Source organism: Rothia sp. HSID18069 (genome assembly GCF_003989155.1).
GTDB classification, from domain to species: domain Bacteria; phylum Actinomycetota; class Actinomycetes; order Actinomycetales; family Micrococcaceae; genus Rothia; species Rothia aeria.
This window is the reverse complement of record NZ_RBMG01000005.1, coordinates 94028-111179: the sequence shown is the minus strand read 5'-3', so window position 1 is coordinate 111179 and position 17152 is coordinate 94028. Positions and strand designations below refer to the sequence as shown.

11 protein-coding genes are annotated in these 17152 nt (G+C 52.0%); 9 read left to right on the top strand and 2 right to left on the bottom strand.

Features of this window, described 5'->3' with window-relative positions; translation table 11 throughout:
- Positions 1-680 precede the first annotated feature (680 nt).
- Both D8M41_RS10645 and D8M41_RS10640 read right to left on the bottom strand, forming a co-directional pair.
- Positions 681-1625, bottom strand: coding sequence for a hypothetical protein (locus D8M41_RS10645; protein ID WP_161970783.1), 945 nt, complete (start codon positions 1623-1625; stop codon positions 681-683).
- Positions 1626-1633: 8 nt separating this feature from the next.
- Positions 1634-3067, bottom strand: a complete 1434-nt coding sequence (locus D8M41_RS10640) for a hypothetical protein (RefSeq protein WP_126927007.1) — start codon at positions 3065-3067, stop codon at positions 1634-1636.
- A 410-nt stretch (positions 3068-3477) separates the two neighbouring features.
- Here D8M41_RS10640 and D8M41_RS10635 point away from each other — a divergent pair, with 410 nt between their 5' ends.
- The 9 genes from D8M41_RS10635 to D8M41_RS10590 all read left to right on the top strand — a co-directional run bounded on the left by D8M41_RS10635 (position 3478) and on the right by D8M41_RS10590 (position 15503).
- Positions 3478-3672 (top strand): hypothetical protein, encoded by a 195-nt coding sequence (locus tag D8M41_RS10635; protein ID WP_126927006.1) that lies wholly within the window; start codon positions 3478-3480, stop codon positions 3670-3672.
- 170 nt (positions 3673-3842) lie between these two features.
- On the top strand, positions 3843-4163 hold the full coding sequence (locus tag D8M41_RS10630; protein WP_126927005.1) for a hypothetical protein: 321 nt from the start codon (positions 3843-3845) through the stop codon (positions 4161-4163).
- A gap of 35 nt (positions 4164-4198) precedes the next feature.
- Positions 4199-4876 carry a hypothetical protein gene (locus tag D8M41_RS10625; protein ID WP_126927004.1) on the top strand — a complete coding sequence of 226 codons (678 nt, stop codon included), beginning with the start codon at positions 4199-4201 and terminating at the stop codon, positions 4874-4876.
- Positions 4877-5088: 212 nt separating this feature from the next.
- Positions 5089-5373, top strand: coding sequence for a pyrophosphorylase (locus tag D8M41_RS10620; protein ID WP_126926998.1), 285 nt, complete (start codon positions 5089-5091; stop codon positions 5371-5373).
- A gap of 827 nt (positions 5374-6200) precedes the next feature.
- Complete coding sequence (locus D8M41_RS10615) at positions 6201-11744, top strand: DUF6531 domain-containing protein (protein ID WP_238693528.1); 5544 nt, start codon at positions 6201-6203, stop codon at positions 11742-11744.
- Positions 11745-11866: 122 nt separating this feature from the next.
- Positions 11867-12487: a hypothetical protein gene (locus D8M41_RS10610; RefSeq protein ID WP_126927002.1), complete on the top strand. Its 621-nt coding sequence runs from the start codon at positions 11867-11869 to the stop codon at positions 12485-12487.
- A gap of 360 nt (positions 12488-12847) precedes the next feature.
- A complete protein-coding gene (locus D8M41_RS12035) occupies positions 12848-13135 on the top strand; it encodes a hypothetical protein (RefSeq protein WP_238693527.1) in 288 nt (95 codons plus the stop codon).
- 1088 nt (positions 13136-14223) lie between these two features.
- A complete protein-coding gene (locus D8M41_RS10595; RefSeq protein WP_126926999.1) occupies positions 14224-14868 on the top strand; it encodes a hypothetical protein in 645 nt (214 codons plus the stop codon).
- Between the two features lie 350 nt (positions 14869-15218).
- Positions 15219-15503 carry a pyrophosphorylase gene (locus tag D8M41_RS10590; RefSeq protein ID WP_126926998.1) on the top strand — a complete coding sequence of 95 codons (285 nt, stop codon included), beginning with the start codon at positions 15219-15221 and terminating at the stop codon, positions 15501-15503.
- Positions 15504-17152: the final 1649 nt, after the last annotated feature.

Here is a 17152-nt window from a genome sequence, read left to right as displayed (position 1 = left end):
TCTGTTTCGTTTTACGGAGGAATAACCCCCTAAATGCCAGGAGATAGCGAGTAACGATAAGGGGGCTCTGTGGAGTGTATGTAAAAGAAGAAGATAGTCCGACGTTATCAATAGTTGTAGAAAGGAGGGCAAGCACACCTCTGCCATGCTGCCCTTTGGGTACTGCAATGTGCCCACGGCTGCCAATGGCAGATACCGTTGTAAAGCTACCCGAGCCAGCAGCAGCGCCACACCTTATCGGCGTTCTCATAAAGGTATATTTCTTTCTAATTATCGGCAGATGAAACGGCTGTACCGTCCAAATTTTATTATAGACAAATGAATATTAAAGATTCAAACATGCTATATATAAATCATATTGCAGATAGATACTTCTAAAACTATCTTAAAACCTCAAGAGGTAAAAAATTATATTTATCCGTAAAGTAAAAGCTACCCGGGCCTATAAACCATGCAACCACTCAAACACCTTAAGCAGAGGTCTGATACAGCACCCCGGGTCTACCCTGTGCTATATAACAATTCGCCTGGATTGAGAGGCTGTTTCATCACCCAATCCAGGCGAACTTTAGTTCTTTTCAAGAATAGTTAATCTATAGCTGCAAGGCATATAACAAGCACACGTCTGGGAACACTCACAACCGCAGTGGTAGGACTAAAGCAGTTCCCTGGAGGGCTCTTTATGCCTGCTGCTTGCGCTTCCGCGATGCGGCATAGGTGAGAGCTACACCCGTTGCGAATAGTCCTGCAGCGGTAGCCACCGGAGTAGTCGAGAAGCCGGTGTTCGCCAAGCTACCGGTGCTCTTCGCTGCGGTCGCCTGACTCTCACTCTGCACACCCTGCGCAGCAGAAGCAGCGGCCGGGTTATTAGCAGGCACAGCAACAGTCCCAGAGTCTTGAGCCTGCTGAGCGGCAGGAGCAGCCGGGGCGGCCTGAGAACCTGCAACAGCGGCAGACCCGCCGGACGCACCATTAGCTGCAGCACCAGCACCCGAGCCGCCAGCTGCCGCCTCAGAAGCAGGGGTGTAGGCAGGAGTATAGGCCGGAGCCTGTGCAGCCTGTGCCTGCGCGGCGGGGGCCACCTGAACAGTAGCCTGAGCGGCAGGGGCTTGCACGGGCGCTGCCTGAACCGGGGCCTGTGCAACGGAACCGCCTGCCACAGAGGTGTCGGCCGGGGCGGCAGGAGCTACCGGGGCTGCCGGAACAGGGGTTTCAACTGGTGCGGGCTGGGCAGGCTGAGCAGGAGCAGGATCGGTATCAACCACAGGAGCCGCCGGGACGGGAGTTACCGGGGCATCAGGCGCTGGAGTGGGGTTAATTGCCGGGTCGGCAGGTGCTGGGGTCGGATCAATAGCAGGATCTGCCGGTGTCGCATCCCCCGGAGTGGGAGTCAGTCCAGGAGTCGGGAATAAACCGACAGGGTCCTGGTCTGTGGCAAGAACCGGAGCCTCAGGCTCAGCAGCAGGCTGAACGACAGCCGTCGGGGAAGCCGCAGCAGCGGGCTCTTCAGTTGCCACAGCCGCCGGGGTGTACGCTTCAGAGGGGGCGTCATCAGCCATAGCCGGAACCATATTAATAGCTGCAAGAACAGCCAAACCACCTAGCACTGTCACTTGTTTCTTCATGGGGTCACTCACTCTCCATCTTTCTTAATAATTGTCATGTGGTGATGGTCGGCTGATAACAGCACGGATGCTCCATCATGGTTAACACCAAGAACCTCACCTTCCGGGCTCTTGCGCACCCCACCGGGGCCAGCCCACGAAACGCCGCCCGTGCCGCCAGAAAGGTGAAAGCCCACCGGAAGTGGGGTAGCTTTTTCAGGGACCATCTCTATGGTATACGTTGAACGAGTGTTACAGTCGATAATTTGCTTACCTAACAGTAGTGTCGAACCAGAAAAATCTACCTTGGCCCCCTCTGATGCCTCAACGGAGACCTTCGCCGCAATATCATCAGAACTAACCGACTGAAAAACCAGGGTTGAACGGCCATCAACAGACCAGAGCGTCATCACCTCGCCACGCGAGCTCACCCCAGCCCACGATATAAGACGTGCCCCCTCCCCCGGTGAGGCAAGCTTATGCGAACCCTCAACCTTGCCGGACGAATCAGCCGTAACAACTGTTCCTCCATCCTGGGAAGTAGCCCAGTACGCCCGTGAACCATCAGTAGAAATAAACGACGCGCCCTCGGCCGGGGTGCGAAACTCTTTGGGCGATGACCCCAGCAGCGTTACTTTCGCTGGTTTAGACGGGTTATCACGGTTAACCAAAGCAGTAACCCCTTGACGGGTGAGCATTTGCTGGTCTTTAGCGGAGTACCGCAGCACCTCACTGAATTTCTTATCACTGGACCACGTGAGGTAGGACTCTTTACCGACGTATGCAAAACCACCCTGGTGGGGCCGTATTGTCAGCTCAGAAAGCGCACTATCAGGCTCTTTTACCTCCGTTTTGCTGACTTCCTCCCCCGTCTGAGCCGATACAACATACAGTGTTTTACCGGACAGGTAGGTGACATATTTACCATCCTGAGAGACGGCGGAAACTTCAGCAGCACCGGCTAACTGGACGGTGTCACCTTTCTTCTCTTGGGTAGAGCTGGGACTTTGGGGTTCTGCGCTAGTTTCATGAGACTCAGCCGCAACAGTTCTCTCCCCCTGATTCGAGAGAAAAAACATGACCCCCCACACGCCGCCACCCAGCAGCCCCACAACAAGAACCAGCGCCAGCGGAACAAGAAACACTGCCCGCTTGTAGAAGGGTTTGTTCTCCGCAGCAGAGGCCGTTACCGCAGCTTGAGAAAACACCACATTTTCGGGCTCGACAAAACCATTCGGGTATACCACCATGACTCTGTTACCGCCCTGCGCATCTGTTACATGGACGTATACCGGGCGCCTTAGGTTACTGGCAATAGTGGAAACATAAACATAGGAGCGGGACAAAGCAGCATCAATTGTGGCCTCTTGAATGAAGCGAACCCCTTGATCCTGAACAGCCAACTCAACAACAGCTGGCCCTCGAATAATGGCATCCACACGCGGGTACCTTGACGGCTCCATTCTTCCCTCCTTGCATGCCCCTATTCATCATAGAATTTGGGCATTTGGCACACCCTACGGGGGTACTCATAAATGTACATATATCGTAGCAAGGTTCACCGAATCACTAATATGATCTAAGACTGCTCAGCCATACCAGGTATACGGTCCAGCCATCCTGGCCAGAAAGACGGTGAATAACATATTTTCGCTGGCGCACAGATCTATCAGTTCTTAGCTTCCTACCTACACTCACTGGAACACGCCAGTGATTTCAAAAATTAGACAAAGAGTTAATATATGATATCGGGTAAGAAATTATTGAATTATAATCGCTACAAATTTATTTCAAGATAGAGATAACTATGAATAAAATACGCGACACACCCAAAAACACACACTAAAACCCAGACCACAAGGAAAAACACGCCATGCCACTACACACCCTCACCACAATCCTACAAATTTCCGCAGGGATCATGATACTCTACGGCATCCACGACGAATACAAACGCTACCGCGATAAGAAAAAGGGAAAATCGTCAAACGCCTCCCCCGCCTTGAAGGCGCCGCAACTATTTTCGGCTGCATCTGCCTCGTCGGCTTCTTCATCGCCTTATTCATAGCACTCCCAGCATCCGAATGGCTCCCCAACTGGTACTACTTCGCAGGCGGCATACTCTCCGCAGCAACCGGAATCGCTCTACTATACCGCTACGAAACAAAATACCTCAGCATCAACCCCGACGCCACCATCACCTACCGCAGCAGCTTCGGACAACCCCACACCGCACCCGTGAGCTCAATTAATGAATACAAGTACACCCCAGGACACACGCACTTAAACAACGAATATATCGAAGACAACCTCTGGCTCTGGGACAGCAAAAATAACACCATCGCCACCTACTCCCCCGAGTACCTGAAAGAATATAGCATCATGGCCCACCTCGTCTTCCGATGCGCACGTGGACGCTGGCCCGACATGAACAACCCCGACGAAGCAGCCATCATCAAAAAAGCCACCACCAGCAAAGGACGCGGAGAAATCATCCGTTACCTACAAGAAAACACCGAAGCCACAGGAATCGCCAACCACACCCCCACCCCAGCCTAAAATAGCAACAGCCTACCACCAACCGGGAGATTTAGATGTCTATCCCCATCCTCACCTTCTCCACCTCCGCCCTCGTACTCACCCTCTACATCCTCCATGACGAAATACAACGCGCCCGCGACAAACACAACACCAGCAAAATCAAACGACCACCCCGCTACAACGGATGGATAGGCATCACCACAACCCTCTTCTGGGCCAACGCCCTCGCCCTCCTCCTCTTCGCAACCCCCACACTCGAAACAGGCGCCATCCTCACCAGCACAATCTTCTGCCTCCTCGGACTACTCCTGCTACACAGGTACGCCACCAGCTACCTCAGCATCAACCCCAACGGAACCATCACCCACCGCACCTGGACCGGACGCCGCATCACCACCCCCATCACCTCCATCAACGCCTACACCTACACCCCCACAGAAACCACCGCCGAAGGCGACTTCCACCCCGACCAGCTCAAACTCTACAACAGCAAAGGACAAATAATAGCCTCCTTCTCCCCCAGGATCCTCAAGGAATACACCATCGCAGCCCACCTCATCTTCCGACACACCGAACACCGCTGGGCCGACATGAACACCCCAGAAGACGCACACACCATCAAAAAAGCCGCCGCCCACCCCCTAAACATCATTCGATCCCTGCACAGGTTCCGCAGCGGCAACAACCTTGCCACCGAAACCCTCACCACCCCCACACACCCCAAAAACTAACCAACCCACCAACGCCACAAAGCTGCCCTCCACCACCCCTTTTCCCTCACAAACACAGGACACACAAAACCCCACCACCACACAACCCATTATTAAGATTTGATAACAACACCCCAAGATCCCTTGAATCACAGCAAACCTCAACCTACACTACAACCTAGAGTTCTGCCACGCCGCGCAGAACCCACCCACTTTACCGAAAGGAAACCGTGATGAGTGATCGCGTTCTTAGTTCCCAGTCTGCCAAAGACTCCATCCAGAAAATCCAGACCATCATTACCAGCGGCCTCACCGACCAGATCAAGGCTCTAGATACCGAAGGTAGGAACCTCTCCGAACCCAACGTCTGGGACGGCCCCCTAGCCACCACCTTCCGCTCAGACACCTGGCCGAGCACCCACCAGTCACTGCAGAACACCCTCACTAAGCTCACCGAGCTCAACAACAACCTGCAGCAGATCTCTAACGACATCTTCCAGGCAGGTGGCGGCGCCTAAGGAACACACCCCTTAGACACCCCAACAGCTTCCCCCAGCAACACACAAAAAACTGCAGGGGGAAGCACACCACAGCTTCACAAATCCTAATCTTCCCTTGTACTAACACACCCACTCAGCGTTATCTCGATAAACTACCCTACTTTGTACCTTTATCTCAAAGGAATATCTTCCCAATGAGCGACGAACCAGACCGTAACAGCCCTCACTATGCCAACCGTACTGATGTTAAGTTTGATGATGCTACATCAGATGCTCTTGCTAATGCATGCAGAAACACAGCACGAGACCTCCGGGATAAGATACCTAATCAAAGTAGTAAAGCAGAAATTGCTCAGGCCAACTTCAAAGGGTATTTTTCAGAACTCTATAAAAATAACATTAGGATTGCCGTTAAGAATGGCAACGAAATCGCCGACATTCTCGACCAACTTGCCACAGCAGTGGATAACCTGAAAGAGGCCGCTCACAAAGAGCAAAAGGCCCGTGAGGATGCCCGGCACTATGAAGATGATTGGTTTGGCTTTTTTAAAAGTTGGGATAATTTCTGGGGGTCAGCGCCAAAGCTACCCGACCCCTATATTCCATATACTGCTATCAAGGAACCTCAGCCAGAACAACGTAACCATCCTGCTCAAGGGGGGCCGGGGAGCGGCTCAGGGTCTGCAAAAGACACTTCTTCAGCAAAGCCATCTGATCTGAGGGAAAGCGCAAATGCCTCACATCAGCTGTTCGAAGATTTTAGGAATATTCCTGGTGATATTCGTGCTAAAGCTGCTAGATTCAAGGAAGAATGTCAATGGGGTACCGTTGACTGCAAAGAATTGTTGGAAGCTTTTGATCAGTGGAATAATGCCAACGATCAAGAGGATAAGTGGGCAACCACGATTGCGGATGCGTTCGACAAAGCAGGCGGCGAAAACACCATAAAAAAGCTCTCTGATGCAGCGCTTCAGGCTGCTCTTGAGAGCAAATCTATTAAAAGTAGCCGCGAAGATCTAAAGGTTCCCGCTCCTACTGTCACAGGCCACCCTACTTCTAGCGGATATGCGAATGACCCGGTCAACGTTGCGACCGGTAACTTTATCGAAGAGGAAATCGATATTGCGTTTAGCAACCTCGCTTCCTCGTGTGCCGTCACGCGCATGTACAACAGTTTGACTGTGCACGGTAATGGCGATGATTTGCCACCGATGGCTGGGGTTTTCGGCCCGGGCTGGTCTTCTAACCTTGATACGGTTCTGAATTTCTCTGATGAAGGCGCTACCTGGATTATGCCGGACGGCCGTCACCTGCTCTTTGCCCGCGCTGGTGAAGGTTTTGCGCGGGTTGAGACCGATCCCTCCTGGCTTACTCGCACCGGTGCCAGCGAAATCGCCACTACACCCATGGGGCGTTTCATCCTGGAAACCTGTGCATTGAGCACTGAAACTGACCTGTACATCATCTCTGATAACCAGGGTCACCAGTGGTTCTTCACGCTCACCGGCGCATGGCTTGGCTCCACGGGCGGAGAAGGCACCACTTTGGCGGTCACGCGCGCTGCTGACGGACTTATCTCATCCCTGGTGCATGAGTTGAACCGTTCCATCACGTTCGACTATGTGGATGGGCTCGTCGCGGTAGCACGAACCTCGGCAGGGGAACGTGTCGAATACGCCTACGCCCCCGCAGGCAGTACCGCTACCGGGCACCTGGTATCCGTGACTAGCGGTGCAGGAACACGCACCTACGAACACGATGACAACGCGCTAATCCACCGTGTCATCGCCGCAGATGGCACCGTCGAGGTGACCAACACCTATGACGAATCTGCCCGAATTGCACATCAGCATACCGAGTACGGTCGCGATGTGCGGTACCTGTACCTTGACGGCGGAGTGACCGAAGTTGCTGATGAAGACGGATCCCAAGCCAATGTGTGGATTAGTGATGACAGCGGCCGCCTAACCGCAATTATTGACGCTGACGGTGGGCGCACATCCTTCGGGTACGACCGGTTCAGCAACCGTATCCGGGTGATTGACCGTGATGGTTCTCGCACAACCCGCATCAGCGACAGCCGCGGACGCATTACCCGCGATGTTACCCCAGAGGGTCAAGATACCCGCTACGCTTACGATGAGTACGATCGCGTGACGGCGGTATCTATATCGGCGTTTGAAACGGACCCGAAGAAGCGCTATGCAGCCACCCAGGCACGCCGCAATGCTGCGGATGCTGAGGCTGATACCGGTGAGGTCACTCCGATCTCAACGATTACTTACGAGTACGCTAACGCTTGGGATCACAATCCCTCCCGCGTTGTCGATGCCTTGGGCGGGGTCACCGAACTAAATTGGGAGGGCGGCTTGCTGACCTCCCTGACCGGCCCCGAAGGGGTCAACATGACCCTGAATTATGACGAGTTTGGCAACCTGACCAGCTTTGCCGACCAAGAGGGCAACACAACCTCGTTCACCTATACCGCTGCCGGGCACCTCGCTCAGGTTACTACTCCGCTAGGGCTAACAACCTCGTTCACCCATGACGCGGCTGGCAATATTACCGGGCGGCAAGACCCTGACGGTTCCCGCTGGAAGTTCGAGTACACCGCTGGTCGTCGTTTGGTCGCAGTCATTGACCCCTCTGGTGCACGCACGAGCTATGAGTACGGACCCAGCGGTGATATGACTGCGGTTATCGATCCGCTCGGTCGCCGCACCGAACGCACCTTTGATAAAAACGGAAACGTCGCCACAGTAACCCTGCCCAATGGGGGCGTGTTCTCGTATGTGTGGGATGGGCTCTCACGGCTTATTCGTACGGTTGATCCAGCCGGTGGTCACTGGGAAAACACCTACGATGCCGCCAGCGTGCTCACGAAGATGACAGATCCGACCGGGGTACGCGTGCGTACTCAGGCAGATCGCAAGAGCGGCAGTGTTACCAGCTGGGACGGCACCGACGGCGTACGGGTTAAGTTCGACCATCTTGGCCGCCCCGTTGCGCGTGAAGAAATCTTCTCACCGACTGAGGCAGCCCAGGAAGCTCCTAAAGCACGGGCAGAGAAAACCGATACCCCCGAGTCAGCCGCCGAGCTGGTGGTTTACGATCCGGCCGGTAATCCGGTGGAAATCCTGGATGCCGAAGGTGGTCTGACCCGGTACGAGTACAACCTCGCCTCCCAGCTTGTGCGTCAGGTTTCGCCTGCGGGGCGTATTACCGCATACACGTATAACAGCTGTGGGCGTTTGGATTCTGTGACTGAGGGTGCTGAAACCGCCGAGGCTGTTACGACTCGGTATTCCTATGATGCCGATGGGCGCCTGACCGAGCGGAATCTGCCCGGTATGAGCGAGAAGATTACGTATGACGCAAACTCGCGGGTTGTCTCGGCTATTGGCGGTTCTGGCGGGGACGTATTCTACACATATGATGCGTGTGGACGTGTGCGCAGCATTCGAGATGCCGCCTGGGGCACCCGCAAGTTCAGCTATGATGCCGCCGGGCAAGTCACCGAAGTCACCAATGGTCTTGGCGGTGTTACCCGGTATACCTACGATGATGCTGGCAATGTCACGAAGGTGACGGATCCTGCCGGGCGTATCACCACCTATGAGTACGATGTGCTCGGGAACATGGTGAAGACGATGGATCCTGCCGGCGCTATAACCTTGTATGAGTACGATGCTGCTGGTCGTGTATTGCGTGTAGTTGATGCAGCCCAGAAGGTACATGCGTGGGGCTACGACAGCTCTGGTGCGGCATGTGCGTATTCGGTGGATGGTAACGAACAGCTGCGGGTAGATCGTGATAACCGTACCCGGTCGGTGACGGTGACTGACTATGCCGCCGGTATTCCCGCCGATGACCGTGACGAAAACCTACCGTGGGTATCTCGGTACGAGTTGGATCGGCTCGGACGTATCACTGCGGTAGCACGCTCGTGGGGCAAGTTCCAGTCTGCCACCTCCAATGGTGCGTATGAGCTGTCGTATGCGTATGATGCCGACGGTTACCGCACTGGGTTTACCAGTCCGTACGGTGCACTGGCCTACACGCGGAACGCGGTGGGGAATATTAGTGCTATCACGAATACTGATACGGGTGAGCAGTCTTCGCTTGGTTATGATGCCGCCGGCGCGCTCATCCGGGCGCAGGTAGCCGATACGGTGCGCTCGTGGACCTACGACGGTCACGGCGCGATAACGGGGTACACCGAAACCGCTGCGGATGCTGATAACTCTGCCGATGTGCGGGTTGAGATTATTCGTGATGAAGCTGGCCGGATTGTGGGAGTAGATTCTGCCGCCGGGCTGATTACGTACGCCTATGATGGCGCCGGTCAGTTAATATCTGCCCGCCGCGGAAACGAGCGGATGTCATGGGTGTGGGATGCCGCTGGATGCCTAATCCGCGAAGAATACACCCGAAACACTACTACTGGTGAAGAGGCTACCGATAATACTGCCTCTGAGGCGGCTGGCTGGGTGCGTGTGCTGGCGTATGATGATGCGGCACAGGTGCGTGCGATCGGTACCTACACCGCCGCCAGTGTTGCAGATAATGCCGATTCTGGTGCTGAGCAGGTGCGAAAGTTCCTCTCCGGTGGGAACGCTAGCGAGTTTACAGCCCAACTGCCTGAGCATGTGGACCTGAATTTTGCTGGTGACGGGCGCACGGTCGAGGGGCTGCCGCTGACCCTGGTGCGGTTGTATTCCTATGATGCTGTCGGTCGCCGTACGGGTGAGGTTGCCTCGGATGGATCTTCGGTGACGATGGGGTATAGCCTGGCGGGCAGTATTGCCTCAAGGACCACAGCGGATAGTGGTTCGTGTACTCGAGTGCAGGTGGCTGCCGGAATGGCAGGTGACATTGCCGGTATTTCCTCTCTTGCTTCGGGGTGGACCCCGGTGGTGATGGACCCGACGGCGGAGGTGCCGACCGTGGTGGGTGTGGGCAAGATGCCTGTGCCGACCCCGGGTGTGAACATGCTGGGTACCCCTGCTTCTGGTGGTTCCGGAGTGCGTGGTACTTCGTCGTCGGTGCTTGCCGGGGGTGCCGACGTTCTGGGTGGTTTCACCTCGAATGCTGGGGTGTCTTCTGTGCCTGGGCTGGCTTCTTCGGCGGGGCTGTTGGATCCGTTCCAGTTACCAATCACACCTCTGACGGGTTCTGATGCTGCCGTTGCTGGTGCCGTGCCGGGTGTGGGTATTAATGCTTCCGGTGCACTCACGATTGGTGGGCTTGCGCTGATGGGCGCTCGAGTGGCTGACCCGGTGAGTAGGTCGTTTACGTCTCGGGATCCGCTTCTGCCAGTGCCTGGTGCTGGTTGGGTGGGTAACCCGTACTCGCTGGTGGGTAATAATCCTGTGGGACTAGTAGACCCATGGGGTCTGTCGCCGATTAGTGTGGAGAATTTGAATAAGATCCGGGAAGACCAATACCAGCATAGTGTCGGGAAATGGCTCGACGACAATGCAGACTACATCAAGACAGGTTTGCTGATAGTAGGCACCGTCCTTGCTGTTGCGGCTGTTTTCGTTACTGGTGGCGCCGCCCTGATCGCTCTTGGTGCCTTATCGGGTGGTATGTTGGCTGCTGCCGATGCGATGGATAAGAATAAAGGCCCTGATGGGCGCATTAAATGGGGCAATGTGGCTATTTCTGGTGGAGTTGGCGCCGCTTTTGGTGCGGTTGGTGGCGCTATCGGCAAATATGGTGGACAGTACCTTGCTAAAGGTGTAGGCAAGCTTAAAGCCCCTGTTCAAGCAGCCGCTAACTATAGCCAGAGGACAGCTCGAGCAATACGCACTAATATTGCTGTGAACGCAGGTAATGGTGCGGCGGCAGGTTTTGTGTACGGTTTTAAAGATCCTGTGATTGGGCTTACCACGGGTAACGATAATTATAAGTACGATCTTAGGGCACATATTGCCTCTACTGTTGCTGGTGGTGTTGCTGGCGGTTTAGGCGGCCTTAGTGGTCCTGCCGCTGGTAGTACGATTAAAGCTTATAATTCGAATTTAACTACCACTGGTCCTGCCCAGAAAGCTATTCAGGCTACCTATAATGGTTTCATTGGTGCTGGTTCATCGGTGTTAGAAGATGCTATGGCGGGTAAAGAGATATCACCTGCTAAGGCATTGTACTCAGGCGTAACAGGTGCTGGTACAACATTTAACCCGTCATTATCAGGAACGAATGAACCACATACTATACGGCAGATGGGTGTTAATCAGCCTCGGTCGCTCCATGGGGTAGGTAACTCTAAGACGGGTGTCGGTCTGATGAATGCATCGGCTGCTGGTACAGCTCATGGAACGGTGTCAGGCAATGGTAAGGACGGCTTTTCTCAGCTGACCGATCAGTGGTTTGGCATGAAGTAATTAAAAATTATAGTCTTGGGGGGGTGTGACATGCAGATATGTGTAGTACACCCCAAGGCGTAGTTTTGATAATTTATTTTTGCTAAAAGATTTAGAAGATAAGGTAAAGAAGGGTATTGGGTATGGGTTCTGCGTTTTGGGGTCTGCTCGGTGGGGTCCTGGTGAACATCATGCCCGGGGCCAAACGTAAACAAGGACTAGAAACCCTAAATGTGGAACAGCATCGCCCGCCGATTGCCTATATCATCAGCTACGGGATACTCTTCATCGCGTTCATTGGACTCCCTATCTACTTTTGGATCAGATATGGGCTTACTGTAGAGGCTTACATCATTTCTGTGGTGATGGTCAGTCCTGCTGGTTTTATTTTTGTGGCTCATTGTCATAACTATTACCACTGTTTCACGGAAACTGGGATCCGCTGGCGTAACTGGCGACGGAAAGTCCGGTACTTCGACTACCACAGCATCTACAAAGTCTCCTATGAGCAGACGAGTAAGAACGGGTGGGTGAAGATCAGAAGTACCCAACTACCTAAACGTATCAAATTGGGGTTTGATACGAATCAGTTTGATGCCACGATTCTTTATGCTCAGTTGCAGTATCGTGTAGAGACTGGTGATTGGGTGCAGGTGTGGGAGGATGAACGATTCCAGCAAATCCTCTCTGGTAGGCCGGGGGTACGGTTTTTACAGGATCATGCTTGGGTCAAACCACTCGAATTTCCTCGTGAGAATGGGTAGGGTTCTGTGGGTTCTAGGAGAAAGTAGGTCGTGGTGCCTCCTGCACTGATTGGACTTTTGGCGGGGTTGTTTATCCGAAATGTTCCCTCACTGAAACGTACGATGGGCCAACCCGTGCTCGGAGTCAAACAGTACCGACCTAGGCTTGCTTTTATCATAAGTTATGCATGTTTGATAGGACTTTATAGTTTAGCGACATACTATTCTATCATAAAGGGATTTAATATATCTTTCTATATTTTAGCCACGGTTCTGGGAGGCCCTTTAGTATTTTCTCTAGTGAATCATTGTCATGCGTTTTATATCCAGCAAACCGAAATCGGAGTCTACTGGAGGAACTGGCGGTGGAAAACCCGGTATATGCCGTATGAGAGTATAAGCGATATCCTGTTGCAGAATAATGGGAAGAACGGATACCTACGTGTACGCAGCCGCAACATCAAAAAAGTACGGCTCAGTTTTGATCCGTGGCAGTTTAATGCCTCTATCTTATTTGCGATGATTCTGTATCGGGTGGAACATAAAGAGTGGCCACAGAATCTAACTCCTGAGCAAGTTGAGGCGTTGGTGACTGGATATGGGTCGTATGAGAAGATGCTTGAGCACATTAAGCGGTTGGCGTATGAGAGAAAACTCGAATTAGATTAACTGGGTTGGCGCCTGTGCCCCGTTTGCCTGGGAAGAACTCGAAGAGAGCGGAATCCTTGCACCTGAGGTTACTTGTGATTATTTACGGTAACAGTTATATTTCAATTCTAATCAAGGAGTGTTTTTGAAGATAAATATCTGAACTCTACAGATATAGCATATAGCATAATTAATTATGTATCCCATCCTTAAAGCATGAGGTATTTTGGGAATGCAAGTTGGAGGCTATCCTATAAATATTTCAAATTACAAGGCCTCATCTACAGAAATAAACCGTTTTAAAAGCACACACTTACAGTTACAATAAAATACTAGACGCTTACACCGAAAATCTTAAAGAATAGATAACCATATATTACAAAAATAGCAATATTATACTAACTGCAGGCAGGCAAAATTCCTGTATCTTATAAGCCAGATGATCTTCTGCCAAACCTATAGAAGGTGGGCTGTGATGAACACACGGGAAGACCTATAAGAGATTATAACGACAACACTTATACACCCTGACTCATCAACCATCCCAAATCTATGTTTTCTTGATCTTTTAGGAATATTCCTCCCTCAAAAGTGAGCACCCACAGGTTCATTCAGTGTCTATGGAAACCTATGTTTCCCCAAGTGAGAGTATTGTTCTTCTGAAAATTCTGATAGTTACGCACAGAAACTATAATGATAGGTGTAAATATTGTGCACCTTCTATCCTAAAAGATATCTCTGATGGACCTTGAAACTAAAATCTATAAGTACAGCCTCATGACCGGAGGGGTACTGCTCACAATATTATTTCTCCTTTGCACTATAGTCTATATCTTTATAAGTCAAGAGCTAGGCTGGGGAGCGTTAATGTTTGTGAGTATGCTGATCAGCATCGGGGTGTTCTATATTGGTTGGGATACAGGCCGGAACCACCCAGCAGAGCAAGGACCTGAAGACCAAGAAACCTCTAATACAGAGCATTGTCAGGGATCATCATGAGTGCCTAACAGTGGCCTAGGGTGTGTTTGTGTGTTCTGCACGAGCACACCCCAGGGTGTATGTTTTTGATAACTTATGCTTTACAAGAAGATACAGTAAGGGGTACTTGTATGGGTCCTGCGTTCTACGGCCTACTCGGCGGATTCCTGGTGAACATCATGCCCGGGGCCAAACGTAAAAAAGGATTAGAAACCCTAAATGTAGAACAGCATCGCCCACCGATCGCCTACATCATCAGCTACGGGATACTCTTCATCGCGTTCATTGGACTGCCCATCTATTTCTGGGTTAGAAATAGCTATGATCCGGTGGGTCAATATCTTATTTCTGTGGTGATGGTCAGTCCTGCTGGTTTTATTTTTGTGGCTCATTGTCATAACTACTACCACTGCTTCACGACGACCGGGATCCGCTGGCGCAACTGGCGACGCAAAGTCCGCTACTTCGACTACCACAGCATCTACAAAGTCTCCTATGAGCAAACCAGGAAAAACGGGTGGGTGAAGATCAGAAGCACCCAACTGCCTAAACACATCAAATTGGGGTTTGATACGAACCAGTTTGATGCCACGATTCTTTACGCTCAGCTGCAGTACCGCCTGGAGATGGGGCATTGGGTGCAGGTGTGGGAGGATGAACGATTCCAACAAATCCTAGCGAGTAGGCCAGGGGTACGGTTTTTACAGGATCATGCTTGGGCCAAACCACTCGAATTCCCCATTGCCCCTAACCAAGCTAACAAAATCAAAAATTAATTAACACGCTTATTTACATTTTTAGACAACACAAATAAATACAAGACAAATAATAAAAATACACAAACAGTATTATTTCTCACCCAGCAACCCCATTACATTCCCCGTAAAATATACGTCATATTCTGACATAATAACCACCCCCGCCAACATCACAAAGCCGCCCTCCATCACCCCTCTTCCCTCACAAACACAGGACACACAAAACCCCACCACCACACAACCCATTATTAAGATTTGATAACAACACCCCAAGATCCCTTGAATCACAGCAAACCTCAACCTACACTACAACCTAGAGTTCTGCCACGCCGCGCAGAACCCACCCACTTTACCGAAAGGAAACCGTGATGAGTGATCGCGTTCTTAGTTCCCAGTCTGCCAAAGACTCCATCCAGAAAATCCAGACCATCATTACCAGCGGCCTCACCGACCAGATCAAGGCTCTAGATACCGAAGGTAGGAACCTCTCCGAACCCAACGTCTGGGACGGCCCCCTAGCCACCACCTTCCGCTCAGACACCTGGCCGAGCACCCACCAGTCACTGCAGAACACCCTCACTAAGCTCACCGAGCTCAACAACAACCTGCAGCAGATCTCTAACGACATCTTCCAGGCAGGTGGCGGCGCCTAAGGAACACACCCCTTAGACACCCCAACAGCTTCCCCCAGCAACACACAAACCCCTAATCACTACAACAGTGAATTGCTGGGGGAAGCTTTTCATTACATAACTTCTCATAGTTTTATAACTTAATTACATTTTCTAAATATTTCGCTCGCGGAATTCTGCGCCAATCCAGATATATTTATACACGTCTTGATACGAGGTTTTGCCATGCCTTCACCAACTCCGAACCCGGATTCTCAGCCAGTTACCGGCAAAATTGTGAGTGACAGCGCAAACAATGCACATGTACAACGTGATACGTTGGCACCTGATCAGGGAAAACCTGATCTATCACAGCATGAGGCATGGCAGAATCAGCACTCCACCTCATTTCCTGACCCTCGCCTAAATTCGGATGCCTCATCTACAACATATGGGGCACAACCGGGAGAGAACGGTGAGACACCAGTTTCTTCATCCTCTATAACGGGACATCACGAACGTGTAAACCTGCCACAGCCCGATCCGAACGTTCCACACCAGTTTCCAAACCCCCACGAGAGTTCTGGAACCCTGTCTTCTCACCAAGTGAACCCTGACCCCTCATTACAGACCAATTCCTCAAATAACACACATGTACAGAGCGGAACATTCTCCGGCGGAGGGCCGGGCCAGCATGTTGACGGTCTAGGCAGTTCTGATACCACGGCTGCATCTGCTGTTTCTCCTACTGCAAGCAGTGCTATTTATGGAGACAATGGCACACCCATAGAACAAACGTCAGGCACTACTTCGCCTTCGCCACAGAACTATGTAAGCGCACCTGCGTCAGCAGGAGACGCTAGTAGCGCTGGAAGCAACTCTGAAGGATTCCCGGAAAACGAACCTTCAAACTCTTCTGATGGCCCTCCTCTTTCAACAGAAGGGTACTCTCAATCTGATGGTGTCAGCTCTGGCTCAGCTTCGTTTCCTAATGCCAGCGGGGCTAGTATTGGCGCTGCCTTCGCGGCAGGCGCCACTGAACAAAAACCCCCTACTCCTCTGTACAAAACCCCAGGACATGCCCAAGACAGTAATAACGGGTGGAATAACTGGCCAACTTATACTCCAGAGGGCACTTCCGCCAGCAACGATAGTGGTGAAGCTCCTACTGTGAGTGTATCTGGTGCAAGCAACCCTACTACGTCTGTTGATTTTTCGAAAGAACCCAAAGCACAAGAAAATGTTAAATTTAGTGATGCTGCTGCAGACACTTTAAGGCAAGCTCTTAGGACTGCGGGCAATAATCTCACGAAGTCCTATGGGCAGGCAGGTGGCGGTGGATCTTCAGGCGGACGCGACCAACAACTCACTGAAAGCTGCGCCAGCTTTACTGGGAAATATTCAGAAGATTTTAAAGACAGGCATGCACAGCTTAAAGCAAACGCTACTAACGTTGCCGCGATGCTCTTATACGCAGCAGACCTTGTGGACTATTTCAAGGAATGTGTAGCCCGTGAAAATCGGAACCGTCAACATGCTCGTGATTGGGAAGATCGCTGGTTCTGGCAGAGGTGGGGCGACTCCATAGAAAGTACCTGGAATGACGATGTAGGCCCTGGCTATGAAGGCGCACCTGCCAAACCTGTAGCACCCTCAAGTGTTGCCGCTCCTGCGCCTCCCGCGCCAAGCTC